17 protein-coding genes are annotated in these 22,196 nt (G+C 73.1%); 6 read left to right on the plus strand and 11 right to left on the minus strand.

The features are described 5' to 3' along the window. Positions 1-26: 26 nt before the first annotated feature. Together MYF83_RS12350 and MYF83_RS12355 are read right to left on the minus strand one after the other, a co-directional pair. Positions 27-2,891: an AfsR/SARP family transcriptional regulator gene (locus tag MYF83_RS12350; RefSeq protein ID WP_248960404.1), complete on the minus strand. Its 2,865-nt coding sequence runs from the start codon at positions 2,889-2,891 to the stop codon at positions 27-29. 3 nt (positions 2,892-2,894) lie between these two features. Continuing rightward, positions 2,895-4,439, minus strand: a complete 1,545-nt coding sequence (locus MYF83_RS12355) for a serine/threonine-protein kinase (protein ID WP_248960405.1) — start codon at positions 4,437-4,439, stop codon at positions 2,895-2,897. Positions 4,440-4,719: 280 nt separating this feature from the next. Here MYF83_RS12355 and MYF83_RS12360 point away from each other — a divergent pair, with 280 nt between their 5' ends. Next, on the plus strand, positions 4,720-6,102 hold the full coding sequence (locus MYF83_RS12360) for an alkyl sulfatase dimerization domain-containing protein (RefSeq protein ID WP_248960406.1): 1,383 nt from the start codon (positions 4,720-4,722) through the stop codon (positions 6,100-6,102). 67 nt (positions 6,103-6,169) lie between these two features. Here MYF83_RS12360 and MYF83_RS12365 read toward each other — a convergent pair whose 3' ends face one another. The 7 genes from MYF83_RS12365 to dxr all read right to left on the minus strand — a co-directional run bounded on the left by MYF83_RS12365 (position 6,170) and on the right by dxr (position 13,855). Beyond that, positions 6,170-6,595 carry a DUF3037 domain-containing protein gene (locus MYF83_RS12365; protein WP_248960407.1) on the minus strand — a complete coding sequence of 142 codons (426 nt, stop codon included), beginning with the start codon at positions 6,593-6,595 and terminating at the stop codon, positions 6,170-6,172. Continuing rightward, the gene (locus MYF83_RS12370; RefSeq protein WP_248960408.1) at positions 6,592-7,344 is read right to left on the minus strand and encodes a HipA family kinase; all 753 of its coding nucleotides are present in this window, start codon (positions 7,342-7,344) and stop codon (positions 6,592-6,594) included. The genes MYF83_RS12365 and MYF83_RS12370 overlap by 4 nt, the downstream gene beginning before the upstream one ends. Positions 7,345-7,418: 74 nt before the next feature. Then, on the minus strand, positions 7,419-8,261 hold the full coding sequence (locus tag MYF83_RS12375) for a GNAT family N-acetyltransferase (RefSeq protein ID WP_248960439.1): 843 nt from the start codon (positions 8,259-8,261) through the stop codon (positions 7,419-7,421). 47 nt (positions 8,262-8,308) lie between these two features. Further along, positions 8,309-9,889: an alpha/beta hydrolase gene (locus MYF83_RS12380; protein WP_248960409.1), complete on the minus strand. Its 1,581-nt coding sequence runs from the start codon at positions 9,887-9,889 to the stop codon at positions 8,309-8,311. A 168-nt stretch (positions 9,890-10,057) separates the two neighbouring features. Next, the gene (locus MYF83_RS43725) at positions 10,058-11,209 is read right to left on the minus strand and encodes a PP2C family protein-serine/threonine phosphatase (protein ID WP_248960410.1); all 1,152 of its coding nucleotides are present in this window, start codon (positions 11,207-11,209) and stop codon (positions 10,058-10,060) included. A 138-nt stretch (positions 11,210-11,347) separates the two neighbouring features. Next, complete coding sequence (gene ispG, locus MYF83_RS12390; RefSeq protein ID WP_248960411.1) at positions 11,348-12,517, minus strand: flavodoxin-dependent (E)-4-hydroxy-3-methylbut-2-enyl-diphosphate synthase; 1,170 nt, start codon at positions 12,515-12,517, stop codon at positions 11,348-11,350. Positions 12,518-12,601: 84 nt separating this feature from the next. Next, on the minus strand, positions 12,602-13,855 hold the full coding sequence (gene dxr / locus MYF83_RS12395; protein WP_248960412.1) for a 1-deoxy-D-xylulose-5-phosphate reductoisomerase: 1,254 nt from the start codon (positions 13,853-13,855) through the stop codon (positions 12,602-12,604). Positions 13,856-14,134: 279 nt separating this feature from the next. Between dxr and MYF83_RS12400 the strand changes: the two genes are divergently transcribed. Next, complete coding sequence (locus MYF83_RS12400; RefSeq protein WP_248960413.1) at positions 14,135-15,244, plus strand: trypsin-like serine peptidase; 1,110 nt, start codon at positions 14,135-14,137, stop codon at positions 15,242-15,244. 51 nt (positions 15,245-15,295) lie between these two features. Beyond that, the gene (locus MYF83_RS12405) at positions 15,296-16,411 is read left to right on the plus strand and encodes a trypsin-like serine peptidase (protein ID WP_248960414.1); all 1,116 of its coding nucleotides are present in this window, start codon (positions 15,296-15,298) and stop codon (positions 16,409-16,411) included. Between the two features lie 13 nt (positions 16,412-16,424). Here the strand turns inward: MYF83_RS12405 and MYF83_RS12410 are convergent, their stop codons facing one another. Further along, positions 16,425-17,852, minus strand: a complete 1,428-nt coding sequence (locus MYF83_RS12410) for an aldehyde dehydrogenase family protein (protein WP_248960415.1) — start codon at positions 17,850-17,852, stop codon at positions 16,425-16,427. 314 nt (positions 17,853-18,166) lie between these two features. Between MYF83_RS12410 and MYF83_RS12415 the strand changes: the two genes are divergently transcribed. Then, complete coding sequence (locus MYF83_RS12415; protein WP_248960416.1) at positions 18,167-18,724, plus strand: TetR/AcrR family transcriptional regulator; 558 nt, start codon at positions 18,167-18,169, stop codon at positions 18,722-18,724. A 30-nt stretch (positions 18,725-18,754) separates the two neighbouring features. Here the strand turns inward: MYF83_RS12415 and MYF83_RS12420 are convergent, their stop codons facing one another. Then, positions 18,755-20,248, minus strand: a complete 1,494-nt coding sequence (locus MYF83_RS12420; RefSeq protein WP_248960417.1) for a PucR family transcriptional regulator — start codon at positions 20,246-20,248, stop codon at positions 18,755-18,757. A gap of 107 nt (positions 20,249-20,355) precedes the next feature. On the opposite strand from MYF83_RS12420, the gene gabT reads away from it, so the two are divergent. After that, complete coding sequence (gene gabT / locus MYF83_RS12425; RefSeq protein ID WP_248960418.1) at positions 20,356-21,753, plus strand: 4-aminobutyrate--2-oxoglutarate transaminase; 1,398 nt, start codon at positions 20,356-20,358, stop codon at positions 21,751-21,753. A gap of 168 nt (positions 21,754-21,921) precedes the next feature. After that, positions 21,922-22,170, plus strand: a complete 249-nt coding sequence (locus tag MYF83_RS12430; RefSeq protein WP_248960419.1) for a hypothetical protein — start codon at positions 21,922-21,924, stop codon at positions 22,168-22,170. Positions 22,171-22,196 lie beyond the last annotated feature (26 nt).

Genomic DNA, 22,196 nt, shown 5'->3' on the forward strand with positions numbered 1-22,196 from the left:
ACGACCTTCAGGATCCGCATAGCGCGCTATATGCGCAGGCCACGGCGCCGCCGCGCCTCAGCGGCGAGCGTTTCCGCCTCGGCGAGGCCCCGCTTGTCACCGAGAACGTGAAACTCTCCCATAACACTTGTTAAGTCATCAACCGCACCATCTACCTCGTCAAGGTCCAGAAGGGCCGCGGCCAGGACCAGCCGCGCCCGTGCGGCGCCTCCGCGGTCCGCGTACTCGCGGAACGTCGCGAGCGCCTCCTCCACCGAGCCGAGGGCGGCGTCGGGCCGGCCCTCCGCCAGGGCCACCCTGGCCAGGACCAGCAGTCCCGCCGCCTCGGGCAGCCGATCTCCGAGGCGCCTGACCAGGCCGAGTCCTCGCTCGGCCCGTTCGCGCGCCTCGGAGGGCCGCCGCTGCTCCAGGTGAAGCCCCGCGAGGTCCAGCGAGACCGCCGCCTCGCCGCGCGGATCGCCCAGCTCCTGGTAGGCCGCGAGGCTCCTGACGAGCAGGTCCTCGGCGCGGCGCAGCCCGCCGAGAGCACGCAGCGCGTCGGCCCTGCCGCGCTGGTCGCCCGCCGCCGAGAACGCGGTCAGGCAGGACACGAAACAGGCCTCCGCCTCCGGCAGCGCACCCTGGGCCAGATGGACCAGGCCGAGCCGGTGCCTGGTGCGGGCCACCTCGCCCGCCTCCGCCAGCGCGAGCGCTCGCTGGAGCGCGTCGGCCGCCTCCGCCAGGCGGCCCTCCGTACGGTGCAGGTCTGCCAGCGACCGCAGCAGCAGCGCCTCTCCATGGCGGTCGCCCATGCGCCGCGCGGCCCGCAGGCCGACCTCCACGGCCGCGCCCCAGTCCGCGCGGTGCCCCCCGAGCTCGAAGAAGGGCGTCAGGTAGAAGGCCAGTCGCCAGGCCGCCTCGTCCAGGCCGCTCTGATGGAAGTCGGCGACGGTCGCGACCAGGAAGCCCCGCTCGGCGGCCAGCCAGCGGGCCGAATCCCTGAGCCGCGTGGTCGAAAGCTCGATGGCCAGTTCCTCGGTCCGGACCAGGGTCAGGCCCGATCCCGGCTCGGCGGGCAGGAGCAGCGCCCTGGCCCGCCGCGTCCGATCGAGGATCTCCTGTGCGGCGGCGGCGAGCACGCCGGCGGGCGGACCCTCTTCACCGGCCAGGCGCTCGGCGGCGTAGAGCCTGGTCAGGTCGTGCCGGCCGTACCGTTCCTGGCCGGTCGCGTCGAGCCCGCGCGCCTGCAGCAGGCCCGCCTCGGCCAGCGCCTCCAGCAGCCGGTCGGCGGGCGCGCCGAGGACGGCGGCGGCCGCCCAGGGCGCGAAGTCGGGCGCGGACAGCGCGCCGAGGCGGCGTAGCAGCCGTCGTTCGGGCTCCGAGAGCGCGCGGTAGCCGAGCGCCAGGCTGCCGCGCACGGCCAGATCGCCCGCGCTGAGCTCGTCCAGGCGACTCCGCTCGTCCGCGAGGCGTCCGGCCAGGTGCTCCAGCGTCCAGTCCGGCCGCCGCGCCAGCCTGGAGCCGGCGATCCTGAGCGCGAGCGGCAGCCCGCCGCACAACGCCGCGATCCGCGCGGCCGCCTGCGGCTCGGCGTGTACGCGCCGCTCCCCCACCACCTTGGCGAGCAACGACACCGACTCGCCGGGGTCGAGCAGCTCGAGCTCGAACGCGCGCGCCGCCTCCAGCCCGGCCAGCGGCGAGCGGCTGGTCACCAGCGTCAGGCAGCCGGGTCCGGTGGGCAGCAGCGGGCGAACCTGGGCCTCGCCGGCCGCGTCGTCCAGCACCACCAGCGACCGCCGTCCGCTGACCATGCTGCGGTACAGGCGAACCCGCTCGGCGAGGTCGGCCGGCACTGCCCCCTCCGGACAGCCGAGCGAGCGCAGCAGGTCCTCCAGCACCGCGCCCGGCGCCCTGTCCCTGAGCGAGGCGTACAGGCGCCCGTCGGGGAAGTCGAGCGTGGTGGCCGCGTGGACGGCCACCGCGGACTTGCCCACCCCCGCCGGGCCGTACAGCACCAGATGGACCGGCGCGGTACCCGAAGAGGGCACCGACCCGCGGATCCACTCCAGCACGCGCTCGCGCCCGGTGAAGTCGGCGACGTCGGGCGGCGTCTCGTTCGGCACGGCACGGACGGCCGTCGCGTTCGGCCAGGCACCGGCGGCCGTCCCGTCCGGCCGGGCACGGGACGGCGCGTCTCCCGCCAGCACGCGCTCGTGCGCCTGCCGGAGCTCGGGACCGGGCTCCAGTCCGAGCTCGCCGACCAGCAGCCGCCGCGCCTCCTGGTAGGCGCTCAACGCCTCCGACCTGCGTCCCGCCTGGTCGAGCGCCAGCATGAGCAGCCCCCACGCCCGCTCCCGCAGCGGGTGCCCGGCCACGAGAGCGCGCAGTTCCCCCACCACCTCCGCGCCACGGCCGAGCGCCAGGTCCAGCTCGACACGCTCTTCCAGCACGGTCAGCCGCAGCTCCTCCAGCGGTACGGCATACGCCCGCCGCAGCTCGCCCGAGTCGACGCCGGCGAGCGCGGGCCCCCGCCAGAGCGCCAGGGCGGCACGCAGACCGGCCGCCGCCTCGGCGGTGCCGCCCACGTCCCTGGCCCGCCTGCCCGAGGCCACCAGACGCTCGAACCTGTGCGCGTCCACCTGGTCTGGATCGACGTCGAGGAGGTAGCCGCCGGGCACGGTGCGGATGCCGTCCACGACCTTGCGCAGCGCGCTCACGTACACCCGCAGCACCGGCTCGGCCGAGACGGGCGGGCTCTCGCCCCACACTTCGGCGATCAGCCGGTCGACGGTCAGCAACCGTCCCGGCCGCAGCAGCAGAGCGGCCAGCAGCGCGCGCTGCTTGGCGGGGCCGGGTGTCAGGTCGCGCTCGCCCTCGAGCACCCGCAGTGAACCCAGCAGGCCGAACCGCACCGTTCAGCCCTTCGCCGGCCGGACGTCGAACGAGGCGAACCTGACCTGGACGGGCTTGGCCGTGTCCGGCGCCGCGTAGACTCCGGCGCCCCCCGGACCGTACGGGTCACGGGTGTCGGCGGCCTCGCCCACCAGGGCGTCGTTGAGCCACATGCTCAAGGTGACCTTGCCGCCCCGCTGCGCGCACTGGGCGACGACGCGGTAGTCGGCCGACCTGCTCACCCGCACGGGGCCGTGCAGGACGGTGCTCCGCCCGGCGTGCCGTTTGCCGATGGACGCCTCGCCCGAGCCGGTGACCGCGAACTCGTAGCGGTCACCGGTGCCGGCGTCGCCCCGGCACCACACGCCGAACTCTCCGGAGCCCCGCACCAGCCGGGCCCTGGAGCTGACCACGATGCCCTCGGCGGGCTCGCCCGAAAGGGGGGCCGACTTCCACAGCCGCCAGCCGGGATTCGCCGTCAGCAGGTAGGCCCCGCCTTCCTGCTCGGTCCTGCCGCCGTCGGACGCGCCGATGGCCCAGGAGGCGGCGAAGTCCGCGTGGTAGGGCAGCGCCGGCGTGCCGAGGGCGGTGTAGGCGGCCAAGCCGCCCGCCAGGGCCGCCGCGAGCACGGCCGTGCCCGCGACCCACGGCCACCGCCGCCGCGCCTTCCCGGGCCGTGCCTCGGACCCGGCCGGCCCGACCGGAGCAATCGGCCTCTCGGGCGAGGGCGGGGGCGGTGCGCCGGTGCCCGCCCAGGTGCGTTCGACCACCTGGGTGGCCATCGCCGGGGTGGACCGGCCGCCGATCAGCTCGTCCAGCAGCCGCTGGGCGCTCGGCCGCTTGGCGGGGTCCTTGGCCATGGCCCGCTCGACGACGGCGCGCATGTGCTCGTCGAGGCCGGCGAGGTTCGGCCCTTCGTTGACGATCCGGTAGAGGACCTCCGGCGGCGAGCCGCCACCGAACGGCAGCCGTCCCGTGCCGGCGAACGCGATCACCCCGCCCCACGCGTAGACGTCGGCGGCGGGGGTCAGCGGCTCGCCGCGCACCTGCTCGGGCGCCATGAACGCGGGCGTGCCCAGGATCTCCTGGCCGGGCAGGGTCTGGCTGTCGACGAGCTGCGCGATGCCGAAGTCGATCACGCGCGGGCCGAGCGGCGACAGCAGCACGTTCGACGGCTTGAGGTCGCGGTGGATGACGCCTGCCTCGTGGATGGCGTGCAGCGCCGTGGCGATCCCGACCGCGAGCGCCTCCAGGTTGGCGCCGGCCGGCGGGCCCTGCTCGCGCACGGCCTGCGCCAGGTCGGGCCCCTTCACGTACTCCGTGACGAGGTAGGCGACGCCGTCCTCGATCCCCGCGTCGAGCACGGGAGCGGTGCAGAACCTGGCCACGCGCCGCGCCGCGGCCACCTCGCGGTCGAAGCGCCGCCGGAAGGCCGGGTCGCGGGCCAGCTCCGGATGGATCACCTTCACCACGGCCAGGCCGCCGGTCGGGGTGGTGGCGAGGTGCACCACGCCCATGCCGCCCCGGCCCAGCTCACGCCTGAGCGCGTACCCGCCGATCACGTTCATCGGAGTCACCCTACGGTCATACGCTCACCGCCAGACGCGACGGCCCTCATGCGTGAAGGGCCGCCGGACGGCCGCCGCCCTCAGATGCGAGCCTCAGGTGCGGGTGCTGAGGGCGAAGACCTTGAGGTCGGCCGTCGCGGGACTGGTGAACGAGGCGGTAACAACATCAACTTCCCGGCTGTAGGCGGCCGCGCGGTGCCGGGCGACACCAGAGGCAAAGATCTCGGATGTAGGGAACTCCCTACTGCTGCCGCCGCTGCCCTGCGGGCATGCTTGACGCATGACATCGCCGATCCTCGAGCACGCGGACAGTGTCTGGCGCGGGTCGGTGCCCCCGCAGGAGGTGCCGCTGCGGGACCTGCGCTCGAGGGGGGTGCAGGAGGTGGCCGAGGGTGTGGTCATGTGGCCGGCCTTCGGCAACGTCTACGGCATCCGGGGCGATGGCGGCCTGGCTCTGTTCGACTCGGGCAACAACGTGGACGCGGGGACGATGCACGCGGCCATGCGCGCCTGGTCGGACGAGCCAGTCCGCTACGCGGTCTTCTCCCACGGCCACTTCGACCACGTCGCGGGCATGGAGCCCTTCGACGGCGAAAGCGGCCCGCGCCCGTGCGTGATCGCGCATGAGAACGTCGCCGCCCGCTTCACCCGCTATGCCAGGACGGCCGGCTACAACACCGTGATCAACCAGCGCCAGTTCGGCTTCACCCGGATGACCTGGCCCACGGCCTACCGGCAGCCCGACCTCACCTACCGCGACCAGATGCGCCTCTCGCTCGGCGACGTCACCTTGGACATGCGGCACGCCCGCGGCGAGACCGACGACGCCACCTGGGCGTACCTGCCCGAACGCGGCGTGCTGCTGACCGGCGACCTGTTCATCTGGGTCACGCCGAACGCCGGAAACCCGCAGAAGGTGCAGCGCTACCCCGACGAGTGGGCCGTCGCGCTGCGCAAGATGGCCGCCCTGTCCGCCGAGGTGCTGCTCCCGGGCCACGGCCTGCCCATCGTCGGGGCGGACCGCGTGCGGCAGGCCCTGACCGACACCGCGGACTACCTGGACAGCCTGGTCGAGCAGACGCTGGACATGATGAACGCCGGGGCCCGGCTGGACGAGATCGTCCATGCGGTCCGGCCGCCGGAGGCGCTGACCCGCCGGCCCTACCTGCAACCGCACTACGACGAGCCGGAGTTCGTGGTGCGCAACATCTGGCGGCTCTACGGCGGCTGGCACGACGGCAACCCCGCCCATCTCAAGCCCGCGCCCGACGAGGTCCTCGCCCGCGCGCTCGCCGACCTCGCCGGTGGCGCCCCCATCCTGGCCACCCGCGCAGCCACGGCCGCGGCCGAGGGCGACCTGCGCCTGGCCTGCCAGCTCGCCGAGCTGGCGACGCAGGCCGACCCCGCGGACCGCAAGGTGCACGAGATCCGGGCACGCGTCTACACGCTGCGGGTGCGCCAGGAGGACTCCACCATGTCGCGTGGCGTCTACACCTGGGCCGCCGCCGAGTCGCGAAGCGTCACCACCGGCAAGGACCTGCTGGACGTCTACCACGAGATCGCGGGCGGCGAGATGTGGTGGGTGCCACCGTCGTCAGCCGCCGGCCGCCGATCGGGCGACCTGGAACCGTCCGCCTCCGAAGCGCCCGCCTCGGAGGCATGACCGGCTCGCCGGGCCGCACCGGGCCGGCTCATCGGACGGGCTCATCGCACCGAGTCGCCGGACCGGCTCATCGGGCGGAGGCGGCCCTGCGGACGAACCGGTCGAGGAGGCGCTCCAGCTCGGCGGCCGGGTCTGCGGTCAGGCCGGCGTGGACCGGCCCGGTCTGCACGACCGTGCTGCGCGGGGCGGTGAGCCAGCGGAACCGGCTGCCGGGCGACTCGCCGCGCAGCGGCCCGGAGTCCTCCGAGCACGCCCGCTCGTAGGCCGCCAGCGCCTTCCTGACGCCCTCGACGTCCACGCCGTCGTCGATGGCGCGCAGCCGGACCTCGTCCAGCTCCACCCGGGCGCACAGGTAGCCGCGTGGCTGGGAGTAGACGATCACCCCGGCGTTGATGAGCTCGCCCCGGACCACGCAGGGCACGACCCGGATCACCGCGTACTCGTACACGACGGTCATCGCGCTCGCCCCGCTCATCGCGTTCCCTCCGCTCATCGCGCGACCTCCGGGAGCCAGGCGCGCGGGCCGTGGGCGCGGGCGAGCAGGTGGTCGACATACGCCTCGCGGACGGCGCGCGCATCGGGGAAGCCGGGCTCGTCCTCCAGCCACTCGTCGGGCACCAGGCCGACGACCGCGCGGAGCAACTCCTCGGTGACCAGCCCGGGAAGCTCGGCGTCGGCCTCCTCGATGCGGGTCGCGAAGGGCGCGAGCACGTGGTCTCGGGCGTCGAAGCGGCGTTGCGGGTCGGCCGTCGGCCAGTTGTGGTGGAACCACAGCGCGGCGCCGTGGTCGATCAGCCAGATGTCGCCGTGCCAGACCAGCAGGTTCGGGTTGCGCCAGCTGCGGTCGACGTTGTGGACGAGCGCGTCGAACCAGAGCACGCGGGAGGCGAACGCGGCGTCGGGGGTCCACGCGAGCGGGTCGAAGCCGAGGGATCCGGGCAGGAAGTCGACCCCGAGGTTGTGGCCCTCGCTGGCCCTGAGCAGGTCCTGGATCTCCTGGTCGGGCTCGCGCGCGCCGATCTGGGGGTCCAGGTCGACGATCTTCAGCTCCGGGGTTCGCAGCTCGAGACGCCGCGCCAGCTCCGCGCAGATGATCTCGGCGACCAGGACCCGCCGCCCCTGCCCCGCACCACGAAATTTCACGACATACGTACCAAGGTCGTCTGCCTCGACGACGCCCGGCAGCGAACCCCCTTCGCGAAGGGGGGTCACATAGCGCGTCGCGGTCACCTGTTCGAGCACCCGCCAAGGGTACCGGCGCCGCCCGGCCGCCCCGAGGCCGCCAGGAGACCGGGAACCACCGGGAAGAGGATGGGTCAGAACAGGACGGACATGAACGTGTCCACCTCTTTGAAACCCACCCTCCGGTAGGCCGCCCGAGCGGGCACGTTGAAGTCGTTGACGTACAGCGACACCACCGGCGCGAAATGCCGCAGGGTCTGGTCGACGATCGCCGCCATGCCCGACACGGCGTGCCCGCGCCCGCGCAGGTCCGGATGCACCCACACGCCCTGGATCTGGCAGACCTGCGGCGTCACCGCCCCGACCTCCGCCTTGAAGACGACCTGGCCGTCCTCGATGCGGGCGAAGGAGCGGCCGACGCGGATCAGTTCGGCGACCCGTGACCGGTAGAGCGCGCCGCCGTCCCCGAGATCGGGCGAGATGCCGACCTCCTCGGTGAACATCGCCACGCATGCGGGCAGCAGCGTGGCGAATTCCTCCGGGCGTACCTGCCGTACGAGCGGATCGGGCGGGACCGGCGACGGCGAGGAGGTGGCCATGACCGGCTGGGCCCAGCGGATCGCCCGCGCCGGGCCCCAGTAGGGCTCCAGCCGTTCCCAGAGCTTCTCCACGGCGTCCGCGGGCCCGACGATCGACGAGCAGCGCCGGCCCTGCTTGCGGGCACGGTCGGCGAAGGCCTGGACGGCCTCGGGCCCGGCGTTGACCGGCACCAGGTTGGCGCCGGCGTAGCACAGTGAGGTCAGCCCGCCCCGCGGGCCGAACCCCCACATCTGTCCGCCGAGCCTGGCCGGGCTGAGCCCGACGGACCTGACCCGGGAGGCGACGAAGACGTTGGCGACAGGGTCCGCGTCGAGGATCGTGAGCACCTCTTCGCGGTCCTGATCGTCCAGCACGCGCGACGCCGATGTTCGCAGCATCACGGGCTTAGCCTACGCGACCGCCCCGATTTTGGAACGAACCGACCCTACTGGCCGGCAATCACCTTCGACAGCCGCAGGTGGCCCGGGCTCGCCGCCATCGCCGGCAGCGGCCGGGGGTCCGGCGTGGCGGCGCAGACGCCGTCCGGCCGGCTGCCGGTGCGCTGCTCCGCGCCGCCGGGAACGGCCCCGTCCCGGAGGTAGTCGGCCAGATGCCGGTCGACGCAGGCGTTGTCCCCCAGCGACAGGCCGTGGTTGCCCCCGGCCTCCAGCAGCAGCCGGGCGCTCGGGAACCGGTCGCGCACCCGAAGCGCGCCCGGGTACGGCGTGGCGGCGTCGTGCCTGGACTGGATGAGCAGGATCGGCGGCACGTGGGCGACATCGCCGACGTGCACCGGCGTCCCGCCCTTCACCGGCCAGAAGGCGCAGGGCGCGTTGTACCAGGCGTTGGCCCAGGCCATGAACGGCGCCTTGGCGTTCACCTTCTTCGTGTCGGCCTCCCAGCGGGCCCAGTCGCGCGGCCACTCGGCGTCGCGGCACTGGACCGCCAGGTAGACCGCGTAGTTGTTCTCGGCGGCGGCGTCGTGGTCCACGTGGCGGCGGTAAGCGTTCACCAGGCCGTCAGCCCGCCCCTTCTTGGCGTAGCCGGCGAACGCGGCGGCGAGCTGCGGCCACACGGCGTTGGTGTACCCGCCGACGGTGAAGATGTCGTCCAGCTCGCTCGGCCCGACGAGCCCGCCCGCGGGCCGGGCCCCGAGCCGATGCCGCAGGGAGTACCACGCATTGGACACCTCGGTCTCGGTGCGGCCCAGGCGGTAGACGTCGTTGTGCTTGGCCACCCAGGCCAGGAAGTCGTGGTGCCGCCGGTCGAAGGCGTAGTCCTGCGCGATGTTCGCGTCGTACCACACCCCCTCGGGGTCGACCACGCTGTCGAGCACCAGCCGCTTCACATGGGCCGGGAACAGCGTCGCGTACACGGCGCCGAGGTAGGTGCCGTACGAGTAGCCGAGGTAGCTGATCTTCTCCTCGCCGAGCGCCTGCCTGATCGCGTCCATGTCGCGGGCGGAGTTCTCCGTGGTCATGTGCGGCAGCAGCCACGACCAGCGGCTCCCGCACGCCGCGGCGTACTCCTTGGCCCGGGCGAGCAGCGCGGACTCGGCGGCGTCGTTGCCCGGCACCTGGTCCAGGCGCGGGGCGGCGAAGTGCTTCTTGGGGTCGGCGCAGTGGATCGCCGGCTCGCTGGCCCCGACGCCCCGCGGGTCGAAGCCGATCACGTCGTACCGTGCGGCGATGTCCTTGGGCAGGGCGGCGGCGACGTACCGGGCGAGGTTCACTCCCGGCGCCCCGGGACCGCCGGGGTTGACCAGGAGCACGCCGAGACCGCGGTGGTCGTGGGACGCCGAGCCCTTCACGCGGCTGAGCGCCAGGGCGATGGTCGGCCCGTCCGGCCGGGTGTGGTCCACCGGCACGTTCACGGTCGCGCACTCGACCGTGACCACCGCCTTCGGCCCCGGGCACGCGGCCCACGCGGGGCCGTCGTGCGGGTCGGCGGCCGCTCCTCGCGCCCCTCCCGTCAGCCCTGTGACCAGCACGGTCACACCCGCCATGACACAGAAAAACCGCTTCACCCGTTACTCCCTCTGCTGCTGTGGCAGAGGTGATGCTTCCCGATGGGACCGTGCGGCGACCGCCGACCCGGCCCAATGTTTACCGATCTGTAGTCATTCGATTGCGGTGAGTAGCCCCTTGCGGGTGCCCGTGGGGAGGGTCCGGCCGGTCCGCGCGGGCGGCTCGGTTCAGTCGTCCGCGCCGGAGCCGGGGCCGGTCACGGCCACCACGCCGGCGGCCGAGCGCTGAATCGCGATCATGGCGGCGTCGTCGCCGAGACGCCCGCCGACGTAGGCGAGCAGGTCGTCCCTGACGTGCTCGACGAGCGTCTCGGGGCCGCCGCCCCGCCAGCTCCTCAGCCGATCGGCCAGCGGGTAGAACCCGCCGCCCGGGCCCCTGGCCTCGATGACGCCGTCGGTGTAGAGCAGGAGGGTGTCGCCCTCCTCGAAGGCGAACGTCTCCACCGCGTAGGTCGGTTCGGCGAGCTCGCCGAGGCCGAGCGGGGGCGCCGGGTGGGCCACGTGCAGCGTCATCACCTGGTGGTCGCGCACCAGCAGCGGCGGCGGATGCCCGCAGTCGATCAAGTGGACCACCGGCCGGTCGTGCGGGATCTCCAGCACCACCGCGGTGATGAAGTTCTCCTCGGCCTCCGCCAGGTCCTGGGCGTGCTCGGCGAGTTCGACGCGCACGCTCTCGTCCAGGTGACGTGCCACGTCGGGCAGGGTGGCGTGCCGGCGGGAGGCCTCGCGGAAGGCGCCGAGCAGCAGGGCGGCGTCGGACACCGAGGGAAGCCCCTTGCCGCGGACGTCCCCGATGAGGATGCGCGCCCAGTCGTCCGTGCGCGCCGCGGCGTACAGGTCGCCGCCGATCTGGGCCTCCTCCTCGGCGGCGAGGTACATGGAGGCGAGGTCCAGCGCCCCGAGCCGAGGAGGGAGGGGACGCAGCAGGGCCCGCTGCGCGGCCTCGGAGACCGAGCGGACCCGCGTGAGGACCCTCTCGTGCCGGTCACGCAGGTAGGAGAACACCACGAGGAGCACCGAGACCACGAGCAGGGCGGCCAGCTGCGACTGCATGTCTCGCGAGCCGAGCAGGCCGGCCTCCAGGTCGAGGAGCAGCCGGACGACGATGGTGATGACGACGATCACCGCGGTGCGCCGGGGACCGGCGAACGACGCCGTGATGGCCGGAGCGGTGATCAGCAGGGGGCTGAGCGAGATGTCGTGCGGGGTCAGGAGGTCCGCGATGGTGATGACGACGATCACCGTCAGTGGGATCAGCACCAGCGCGGTCCCCGACCGCCACGGCCGGTCGGGGATCCATGGCCACTGCCTGTCTCGCACCCTTCATGCATACACCAGTGCGGGCGGGCCCGATGAAGGTGGCCAACCTGCGGCGATGCCTGCCAGGGCGCGCATCCGGCCGGCGCCCCTCGCGTGGGCGCACAGCCAACCGCATCACCGCGGACGGCGAGCGCGGCGTCAGCGCACGACGACCTGCGGGCCGGGAGCGTCGTCGTCGTCGAGGTCGACGTCCACGCCCATCTCCTCGGCCAGGCGCAGCGCCTCCTCGATCAGCACCTCGACGATCTGCGACTCGGGAACCGTCTTGATGACCTCGCCCTTGACGAAGATCTGGCCCTTGCCGTTGCCCGAGGCGACGCCCAGGTCGGCCTCGCGGGCCTCGCCGGGACCGTTCACCACGCAGCCCATCACGGCGACCCGCAGGGGGACCTTCAGCCCGTCGAGCCCGGCGTGGACCTGCTCGGCCAAGGTGTACACGTCCACCTGGGCGCGGCCACAGGAGGGGCAGGAGACGATCTCCAGCCCGCGCTCCTTCAGGTTCAGCGACTCCAGGATGCCGATGCCGACCTTGACCTCCTCGACCGGGGGCGCCGACAGCGAGACCCGGATCGTGTCGCCGATGCCCTCGGCCAGCAGCGCGCCGAAGGCCACCGCCGACTTGATCGTGCCCTGGAACGCCGGGCCCGCCTCGGTCACGCCGAGGTGCAGCGGGTAGTCGCACTTCTCCGCGAGCAGGCGGTACGCCTGGACCATCACGACCGGGTCGTGGTGCTTCACCGAGATCTTGATGTCGCGGAAGCCGTGCTCCTCGAACAGCGAGCACTCCCACAGCGCCGACTCCACCAGCGCCTCGGGGGTCGCCTTGCCGTACTTCGCCAGCAGACGCGGGTCCAGCGAGCCGGCGTTCACGCCGATGCGGATCGGGGTGCCGGTGTCGGCGGCGGCTCTGGCGATCTCACCGATCTTGTCGTCGAACTTCTTGATGTTGCCCGGGTTGACCCGGACCGCCGCGCACCCGGCCTCGATGGCCGCGAAGACGTACTTCGGCTGGAAGTGGATGTCGGCGATCACCGGGATCTGCGACTTGCGGGCGATGGCCGGCAGCGCGTCCGCGTCGTCCTGCGAGGGCACGGCCACGCGGACGATCTGGCAGCCCGACGCGGTCAGCTCGGCGATCTGCTGCAGCGTGGCGTTCACGTCGGCGGTGAGCGTCGTGGTCATGGACTGCACCGAGACCGGCGCGCCACCGCCCACCGGCACCGACCCGACCATGATCTGCCGCGACACCCGCCGCTCGGCGATCGGCTTGTTCCGTACCGAGGGAATCCCCAGATCAACAGATGTCATCTTTTCCAGCACCTTGGTCTTCGGCGACGCGCTCACGACGCCCCCCAGTCTAAGGAACCCCGCGGACCGCGGCGTTCCGTAGGGCTACCTGGCCGCCAACTCTCGTGCCCTGGCCCGGGCCCAGGCGTCCGCGGCGAGCACCTCCTCAACCGAATCGGCCGGCGTGACCACGTGCTCGCCCACCACCGCCGCGATGGTGTCGACGATGCCGAGGAACGGCAGCCGCCCGGCGAGGAACGCCTCCACGCACACCTCGTTGGCCGCGTTGTACACCGCCGGGGCCGTGCCGCCCTGCGAGCCGACGTGCCGGGCCAGCGCCACAGCCGGGAACGCCTCGTCGTCCAGCGGCTCGAAGGTCCAGGTGTGGGCCTTGGTCCAGTCGACGGCCCTGGCCGCGCCCGGCACCCGTGAGGGCCAGCCGAGGGTCAGCGAGATCGGCAGCCGCATGTCGGGCGGGCTGGCCTGGGCGATGGTCGACCCGTCGACGAACTCCACCATCGAGTGGACGACCGACTGCGGGTGGACGACCACGGTGATCCGGTCGAAGGGGATGTCGAACAGCAGGCTGGCCTCGATGACCTCCAGGCCCTTGTTGACCAGCGTCGCCGAGTTGAGCGTGATCACCGTCCCCATGTCCCAGGTCGGGTGCTTCAGCGCCTGCTCGGGGGTCACCTCGGTCAGCTCCGCGCGCGTCCGGCCGCGGAAGGGCCCGCCGCTCGCCGTGACGACGAGCCGCCGCACCGCCTCGGGGTCGTGGCCGGAGGGCCCGGCCGCCCACAGGCACTGCGCGAGGGCCGAGTGCTCGGAGTCGACCGGCAGGATGCGGCCCGGCCCGGCCAGCCGCTTGACCAGCGGGCCGCCGATGATGAGCGACTCTTTGTTGGCGAGCGCGAGCACCCGTCCCGCCGAGAGCGCGGCGAGGGTGGAGGTGAGCCCCACCGCTCCGGTGATGCCGTTGAGGACGATGTCGCAGGGCCAGGAGGCGGCCTCGGCGACCCCCTCGGCGCCCGCGAGGATCGGCACCGGCCCGATGGCCTCGCGCAGCGCCGGGACGGCGCGCTCGTCGGCGACGGCGACGACCTCGGGGCGGAACCGCTTCACCTGGCGGGCGAGCAGGTCGACCTGGCCGCCGCCCGCGACGAGCCCGGCGACCCTGAAGCTGCCGGGGTCGCGCTCGATGACCTCCAGCGCCTGGGTGCCCACCGATCCTGTGGAGCCGAGCACGACGATCGAGCGCGGCGCGGCCGAGCCGGGCGGGCCGGTGGGGGCGGCGAGATCGGCGGGGCCCGCCGGAGCGGCGCCCGCCAGACCCGCGGGGCCGGCGAGAGGGGTCTGCATGCCCCCATTATCGCGGCCCCCCGTTCCGGCCTTCGCGTGCCCGGTTTCCCGTCACCAGAGCGACGGATGAGAAACCAGCAGCTCAATGCCCGAATCCCGCCATACCCGTCTCGGTGAATCGCGAGAAATGCCGCATTCGGCCGCACTACGTTCCCGCGTCAGGACCCGGCACCCCCGATCACGCGGGAGCCGGGCACGAGGATGCGCCGCGCGCCGGCCCCAATGGCGCGCGCCCGCCGATCCGTGCCCGGCGAGCGCGACCACAGCATGGAGGACCGCATGCATCGCACGGCACGACGTCTCATCCCCATCCTCGCGATCTCGCCCGTGGCGGCGGCGGGGATCCTGCTGACCGCCTCCACCGCCGAGGCCGCCAAGCCGTCCGCCGCACCACGGCCCATCGTCCACAACGCGGCCGACAGCACCAGCGAGCAGCGCGTCGTCAAGCAGTTCTGGACCCCGGCCAAGATGGCCGCCGCCAAGCCGCTCGACCTCGTCAGGTCGCGGAACGGGCGCACGACCACCGCGCCTAGCGGCGGGAAGGGCGGGACGGCGATCGTCCCGCAGGCTCCGGGCTCCCACGCCGCCAAGCCCGCCGCCGCGCCCGTCACCCCCACCACGCCCCCGCCGCCCCCGGCGACGCCCAGCGCCTCGCCCTCCGCGACCGCCACCCCGGCCACCCCCTCGTCCGTGCTCGCGGCCCGCTCCTCGGGGGCCGCCTGGACGACGGGCGGCACGATCGTCAAGACCGAGGGACGGGTCTTCTTCACCTACCAGGGACGCAGCGCCTCCTGCTCGGGCACCGCGGTCACCAGCGCCAACAAGAGCGTCGTCGTCACCGCCGGGCACTGCGTGAAGCTCGGCGGCGCGTTCCACACCAACTGGGCCTTCGTGCCCGGCTACAGCGCCGGCAGCCGCCCCTACGGCACCTGGGTCGCCACCAGCCTGCTCACCACGCCCCAGTGGAACTCCAGTGAGGACATGAACTACGACATGGCCGCGGCCGTCGTCGCCCCGCTCAACGGCCAGCGTCTGGTCGACGTCGTCGGCGGCCAGGGGGTGGCCTTCAACCAGCCGCGCGGGCGGCAGATGTACGCCTTCGGGTACCCGGCCGCGAGCCCGTACGACGGCTCGAAGCTGATCTACTGCAGCGGCAGGGTGTTCAACGACTTCCTCATCTCGACCGACCAGGGCCTCACCTGCGACATGACCGGAGGCGCGAGCGGCGGCGGATGGTTCCTGAGCTTCGACGAGAGCACCGGCGCGGGCACGCTGAACTCGGTGAACAGCTTCAAGTACAACTTCGCCTCGTACTGGATGTTCGGCCCGTACTTCGGCCCGGAGGCGCAGGCCGTCTACACCGCGGCGCAGAACCAGGACGCCACCTGATTTACCGAAAGTATCCGCAAGGCGACCATCCGTAGTCCAAACTCGGGAGCCATGACCCCGATCCTCCCCCTGGTCGCCGCCGTGTCGCTCGTCGCCGGGCTGGTGGGCACCGCGCCCGCCGCTTCCACGCGGGTCGTTCCGCCGGCGGGTTCCCGCCCGCCGGCCACGTCCTCCTCACCCGTCACCTCGGCGGGCGTCGTCCAGCACGTGGCCGCCCTCACCGGGGCCGAGCAGCGCCGCGTGCTGGACTACTGGACTCCCCGGCGCATGGGGCGGGCGCTGCCCGGAGGGCTGCTCGGCTCGGTCGCCAAGATCGGCAGGCTGGGCTCCGGCGCGCTGCCCCTGGGCATCGCCGCCGCCCGGCCGCCGTCGCCCGCGCCGGCCCGCCCCGCCGCCCCGCCCCGCGAGTACCCCGCGAGCCCGGCCACGGCCACCCCGTCCGCGCCCGCCGCCGCGCAGTCGGGAGCGAGCGCGCCCAGCGTCAACACCAGCGGCGCACGGTGGGCGGCCGGAGGCACGGTGACGCGCACCACCGGCCGGGTGTTCCTCACCCTGCGCGGCGTCGACTACGTCTGCTCGGCCGGCGCCGTGCGCAGCCGCAACCTGGACGTCGTCATCACGGCGGGCCACTGCGTCAAGGACGGCGCGGGCGCCTGGGCGGAGAACTGGACGTTCGTCCCCGGCTACGACACGGGCAGCCACCCGTACGGCGTCTTCACGGCGCGGCGGATGTTCGTCCCCGAGCCCTGGTCGCGGCACGCCGACGACAGCCACGACCTCGCCATGATCGCCGTCAACCCCTCCGGCGGCCGGCACCTCGGCGAGGCGGTCGGCGGGCAGCAGATCAAATTCGACGTGCCGCGCGGCACGCGGGCCTTCGGGTTCGGCTTTCCCGCCGACCCGCCCTACGACGGCGAGCACCTGGTCTACTGCTCGGGCGCGATGCACGGCGACCCGCACGGCCAGACCCGCGACCAGGGCATGCGCTGCGACCTGACCGCCGGGTCCAGCGGCGGCCCGTGGCTCAGCTCCTTCGACCCCGCCACCGGGGAGGGCGTGGTGACCTCGGTCAGCAGCTTCAAGTACAGCGACGACCCGGGCACCATGTACGGCCCCTACTTCGGCGACCAGGCCCGCCATCTGTTCGAGGCGGCGCAGCGGGCCTGACGTGACGGCGGACCTAGAGGGTCAGGCCGGTGAGGACCATGACCTTCTCGTAGGTGAAGTCCTCCATGGCCGAGCGGAGGCCCTCGCGGCCGATGCCCGACTCCTTGACGCCGCCGTAGGGCATCTGGTCGGCGCGGTAGGACGGCACGTCACCGATGATCACGCCGCCCACCTCCAGCTCCTTGCCGGCGCGGAAGGCGACGTCGAGGTCACGGGTGAAGATCCCGGCCTGCAGGCCGTACTTGGAGTCGTTGACGGCGGCGAACGCCTCGTCGACGGAGGCGACCGGCTGGATGACGAGCACGGGCCCGAAGATCTCCTCGCACACCACCTTGGCGCCGGCGGGAACCTCCGCGAGGACGGTCGGCGCCACGGTCGCCCCGTCCCTCCCGCCTCCGGTGAGCACCTTGGCGCCCGCGGCGGCCGCCTCGGCCACCCACTGCTCGACCCGCTCGGCGGCCTCGACCGACACCAGCGGCCCGACCTGCGTCTTGTCGTCGGCCGGGTCGCCGACGACCAGGCTCTCGACGGCGGCGACGAGCTTGGAGGTGAAGGCCTCGGCCACGGCCTCCTCGACGATCACCCGCTGGACGGCGATGCAGCTCTGCCCTGCCTGGTAGTTCGAGAACAGCGCGACGCGGCCGGCCGCCCAGTCGAGGTCGGCGTCGGCGAGCACGACCGCCGCGGCGTTGCCGCCGAGCTCCAGCGTGACGTGCTTGCGCGGCACGCGGTCCTTGATGGCGTAGCCGACGGGCCCGGAGCCGGTGAACGACACCACCGGCAGGCGCGGGTCGTCCACGAGCGCGCCCGCGCGGTCGTTCGGCACCGGCAATACCGAGAACATGCCCGCCGGCAGGCCGGTCTCCGCGAGGATCTCGCCGAGCAGCAGCGCCGAGAGCGGGGTGGCCGGGGCCGGCTTGACGATCACGGGGGCGCCGACCGCGATGGCCGGCGCGACCTTGTGGGCGACCAGGTTGAGCGGGAAGTTGAACGGCGTCACGGCCAGCACCGGCCCGTGCGGCTGGCGCGACACGTAGGCCAGGCGGCCGTTGGCGGCGGGCTCGGTGTCCAGGCGCTGCACCTCGCCGCTGAAGCGCCGGGTCTCCTCGGCGGCGAAGCGGAAGGTGGCCACCGCGCGGCCGACCTCGCCGCGCGCCCAGAAGATGGGCTTGCCGTTCTCCGCGCTGATCAGCCGGGCGATCTCCTCCGACCGCTCCGCCAGGCGGCGCGAGACGTGGGCCAGCGCCTCGGCGCGCACGTGGATCGGCAGGGCGGCCGCCTCCTTGCGCACCGCGTGCGCGGCCGCCACGGCCTGCTCGACCTGGTCGGCCGTCGGCACCGAGCCGACGCCGACGACGCGGCCGTCATGAGGGTTGGTCACCGTGAGCTCGGCCTCGCCCGTGGCGGGCGAGCCGGCGAGCCAGAAGGGGCGTACGTCCATACCGCGACGCTATGCCACCATGTCGCCGGGGGCGCTACTCCAATACGGACAAGCTCCCTCGAAGACCGCTACGTTCCGCATAAGAAATGGTCTTTCCCCTTTCTGTAACGAGCATGCCGCAATTTCAGGATGTTTTCTGTCGCATGACGGTTTGAAGGTCGCGACACATGGTTAAGTCAACTTGCGGGTCCGCGCGGGACCCTTGGGGAGAAGGGTCTAGGTCGCTCATGGGTTCGCCTGCGCCGCTCGGTCTCCAGGGAGCCTACGCATTTGGCAGCCAGTCCTCCCAGGATGAGTTACGTGCCCGCCTGATCATGGTGGCCGGGGCCCTCCTGCTCACCAACGGGGCCGACAGCCTGACGGTGCGGCGCATCGCCACCGAGGCCGGATGCTCCACCACCGTCGTGTACACCATGTTCGGCAACAAGGAGGGGCTCGCCGAGGCGCTCTACCTGGAGGGCTTCGAGCGCTTCCGCCGCAGGCTCGAGGCGGTGCCACGCCATCCCGACCCTCTTGAGTACCTCACCGCGCTCGGCCCGGCCTACCGCGAGGCGTGCCTGGCGGAGCCGGGCTTCTACAGCGTGATGTTCGAGAAGGCCATCCCCGGCTTCGAGCCGAGCGAGCGGGCGCGCACGCTCGCCAGGGCCGCGGTGAACATCCTCGATCGGGCCATCGCCGACTGCATCTCCGCCGGCTACATCGTCCCGACCCAGCCGCGCAAGGTCGCCGACTGCCTGTGGGCGGCGGCCCAGGGCGCGGTGAGCCTCGAACGCGCCGGTCACCTCAGGGACGGCCGGGTCTACGCCTCGGTCACCCTGGCCGCGATCAGCCGCTACCTGGTCAACAAGGACATTTTTCCCGCGCCCCTCTAGGTGACCGGTGTTCGCGTCTGCTCATGTGGTTCACGGGGCTCCGGACCCCGGGCGGGCGCCACCGGGGTGGGACGCCGAGAGGGCGATCCACAGCTCGGCCCGTACGGCCGGGTCGTCGAGGTCGCGGCCGAGCAGCCCGGCGACGCGCCGCATCCGGTAGCGCAGCGTGTGCCGGTGGACGCCGAGCCGCTGCGCGGCGGCGTCCCAGTGGCCATTGCACGCGAGGTAGGCGCGCAGGGACTCCACCAGGTCGGCGCGCGAGCCGTACTCCTGGAGCGGGGCCAGCAGCGAGGTGGCGAATCCGGACAGCAGGCCGGGATCGACGAGCGAGAGCAGCCCCTGGCCGGCGAGGTCGGGGAAGCGCATCACCGGGTCGGCCGAGCCGAGGGCACGCTGCGCCTGGTCCAGGCCGGCGCCCAGGCCGGACAGTTCGACGGGCCCGCTCACGCCGACGCGACCGCCCCGCGCCGCCGCCTCGATCACCGGCCCGGACTCCTCCTCGGGCACGAGGGTGACCACGAGCGTCCCCCACGGCGCGGTGAAGCCCGGCAGGGCGTCCTGGAGCGCCTCCGCGTCGTGCGGCTCGCAGGCCAGCACCACGAGGGGGCCGGCGTCCATGAACGCCGTCTCGGGGCGGGCACCGGGGAGCGCCTCCAGGGTCTCCCTGGCGGCCTGCCACTCCCCGGCCAGCAGGAGCCGCAGGACGGCGGAGCGGACCCGGCGCACCGCGGCGAGCCGGTGGCGGCGCTGCTCCAGCGAGAGGGCGAGCAGGGAGCTCGCGGTGTTGACGATGGTGTGCCCGACCGGGGAGAAGGCGCGCTCGGTGCCCACGGCGAAGAATCCCCTGACGCGCCGTTGCTCGCCCAGCGGCTGCACGATGACGTGCTCGTGCGGGGCGGACAGCGCGAGGCTGGCGGGCGAGCCGGGGGCGCGCAGCCGTCCGAGCTCGCGCCGGACGACCTCCGCCCCCTTCTCGGCGCCCTGGCCCGCGGCGTGCAGCACGTCTCCCGCCTCGTCGAGCAGCACGGCCCAGCCGTGGATCTCTCTGGCCAGCCGCTGGACCACCGCTCCCATGCCGCCGGCCCGCAGGGCGGCGCGGGTGAGCCGCCCTTGGGCGGCGAAGGCGTTGCCGAGCTCCTCGTACCGCTCGGCCGCGAGCAGCTCGCTGACCGCCTTTCCCACGGCGATGAACGGCGTCTCCCTGGGCACCTCGAACAGCGGGAGCCCCGCGTCGTCGGCGGCCTCGACGAACTCGCCCGGCACGCTGTCGTGGCCGAGCCCGACGCCGAACCCGAGGCCGGCCACCCCGCGGGCGACGAGCCGGGAGATGTACGGCCGCGCGTCCTCGGGGCCGAGCCGCATCCCGGTGGTGAGCACCAGCTCCTCGCCCTCCAGGAAGGGGGTGGGGTCCTCCAGCTCGCTCACCGCCACCCAGCGCACCGGCCGGTCCAGGGCGTCCTGGCCGGCGCGCACCCGCAGTCGCAGCGGCGCGATCGCCGCCACGCGCCGCAAGGTCGGAGCCATCCCACCTCCGGGGCAAGTGAAAGTTGTACAAGTTGGACAAGCCGGACGGAAATATTGTGACATGTCGCCAGGTCGGCAGCGGGGCGCGGTGGCCGTAGCGTCAAGGCATGAGCATCGAGCGTGACGTACACGAGCAGCAGGGCGCGGCCTTCTCCCCGCCCATCACGCGAGGCGGCCCCACACTGCCCCAGGAGCGCCGCCTGGTCACCGAGATCCCCGGCCCGAAGTCACGGGAGATGTTCGCGCGCAAGCGGTCCGCCGTACCGCAGGGCATCGGCACCACCCTGCCGGTGTTCGTCACCCACGCGGGCGGCGGCGTCGTCGTGGACGCGGACGGCAACTCCCTCATCGACTTCGGCTCGGGCATCGCCGTGACCACGGTCGGCAACGCCGCGCCGCGCGTCGTCGAGCGGGTCCAGAAGCAGGTCGCCGACTTCACCCACACCTGCTTCATGGTCACGCCGTACGAGTCCTACCTCGAGGTCTGCGAGAAGCTCAACGCCATCACGCCCGGCGACCACGAGAAGCGCTCGTTCCTGGTCAACTCCGGCGCCGAGGCCGTGGAGAACGCCGTCAAGGTCGCCCGGCACGCCACCGGCCGCCAGGCGGTCGTGGCGTTCGACCACGGCTACCACGGCCGCACACTGCTCACCATGACGCTGACGGCGAAGAACATGCCGTACAAGCACCGGTTCGGCCCGTACGCCCCCGAGGTGTACCGCATGCCGATGGCCTACCCCTTCCGGTGGCCCACCGGCCCGGAGAACTGCGCCGAGGAGGCCGCGGCGCAGGCCATCGACGCCATCAACAAGCAGATCGGCGCCGAGAACGTCGCCGCCATCGTGATCGAGCCCATCCAGGGCGAGGGCGGCTTCATCGAGCCGGCCCGGGGCTTCCTGCCGGCGCTGCTCGAGTACGCGAGGGCCAACGGCATCGTCTTCATCGCCGACGAGGTGCAGACCGGGTTCGCCCGCACCGGGCACCTGTTCGCCTGCGAGGACGAGGGCATCGTGCCCGACATCATCTGCACGGCCAAGGGGATCGCCGGTGGGCTCCCGCTCGCCGCCGTCACCGGCAGGGCCGAGCTGCTCGACGCCGTCCACGTCGGCGGTCTCGGCGGCACCTACGGGGGCAACCCGCTGGCCTGCGAGGCCGCGCTGGCCGTGCTGGAGACCATCGAGGCCGACGGCCTGGTGGAGCGGGCCCGGCAGGTCGAGGCCCTCATGCTCCCCCGGCTCAGGGCGCTGGCCGAGCGGTTCGACTCCATCGGCGACGTCCGCGGGCGCGGCGCCATGATCGCCATCGAGCTGGTGGTCCCGGGGTCCAAGGAGCCGGACGCGGCGGTCACCGGAGAGATCGTCAAGCGCTGCCACGCGGAGGGCCTGGTCGTGCTCACGGCGGGCACCTTCGGCAACGTGCTGCGCTTCCTGCCCCCGCTCTCCATCTCCGACGCTCTCCTGGAGGAGGGCCTGTCCATCCTGGAGAAGGCCATCTCCTCCGTTTAGGACCACAGCGAAAGGGGCACCCGGCTTGCTGCCAGGTGTCCCTTTTGTCATTAAACGGGCGGGGCGAGGGCGGCGATTTAACCCGTCCTTGACATCGCCCTAGTCGATCACTGTGGGTAATGGAGCTATAACGGTTCGGGTAGAAGCCACTCGACCAACGGGAGCGTGATGAGCTGGGATCCGACCGGAGCGGCACGGCTCAACCTGATGTTCGACCCACAAGATCTCACCGGCCCGCAGCGCGAGGGGGACGCCTGCGTGGTCTGCCACAAGAAGTGGCCTCGGCCTCGGGTCCGTGTCGGCAGGCTGCCGGACGACGCTCCCGTCATGGCCTGCGAGGACTGCGCCCAGGCCCTCCTCCCCGCGCCGCCCGCCCCGCGCCAGAAGTCCTCGGAGCGAAGAGCCGCCCTTCCCTGACCCGCGGTGACCGCCGCGCAGGGCAG

It is taken from the genome of Sphaerisporangium perillae (genome assembly GCF_023276435.1).
GTDB lineage: Bacteria > Actinomycetota > Actinomycetes > Streptosporangiales > Streptosporangiaceae > Sphaerisporangium > Sphaerisporangium perillae.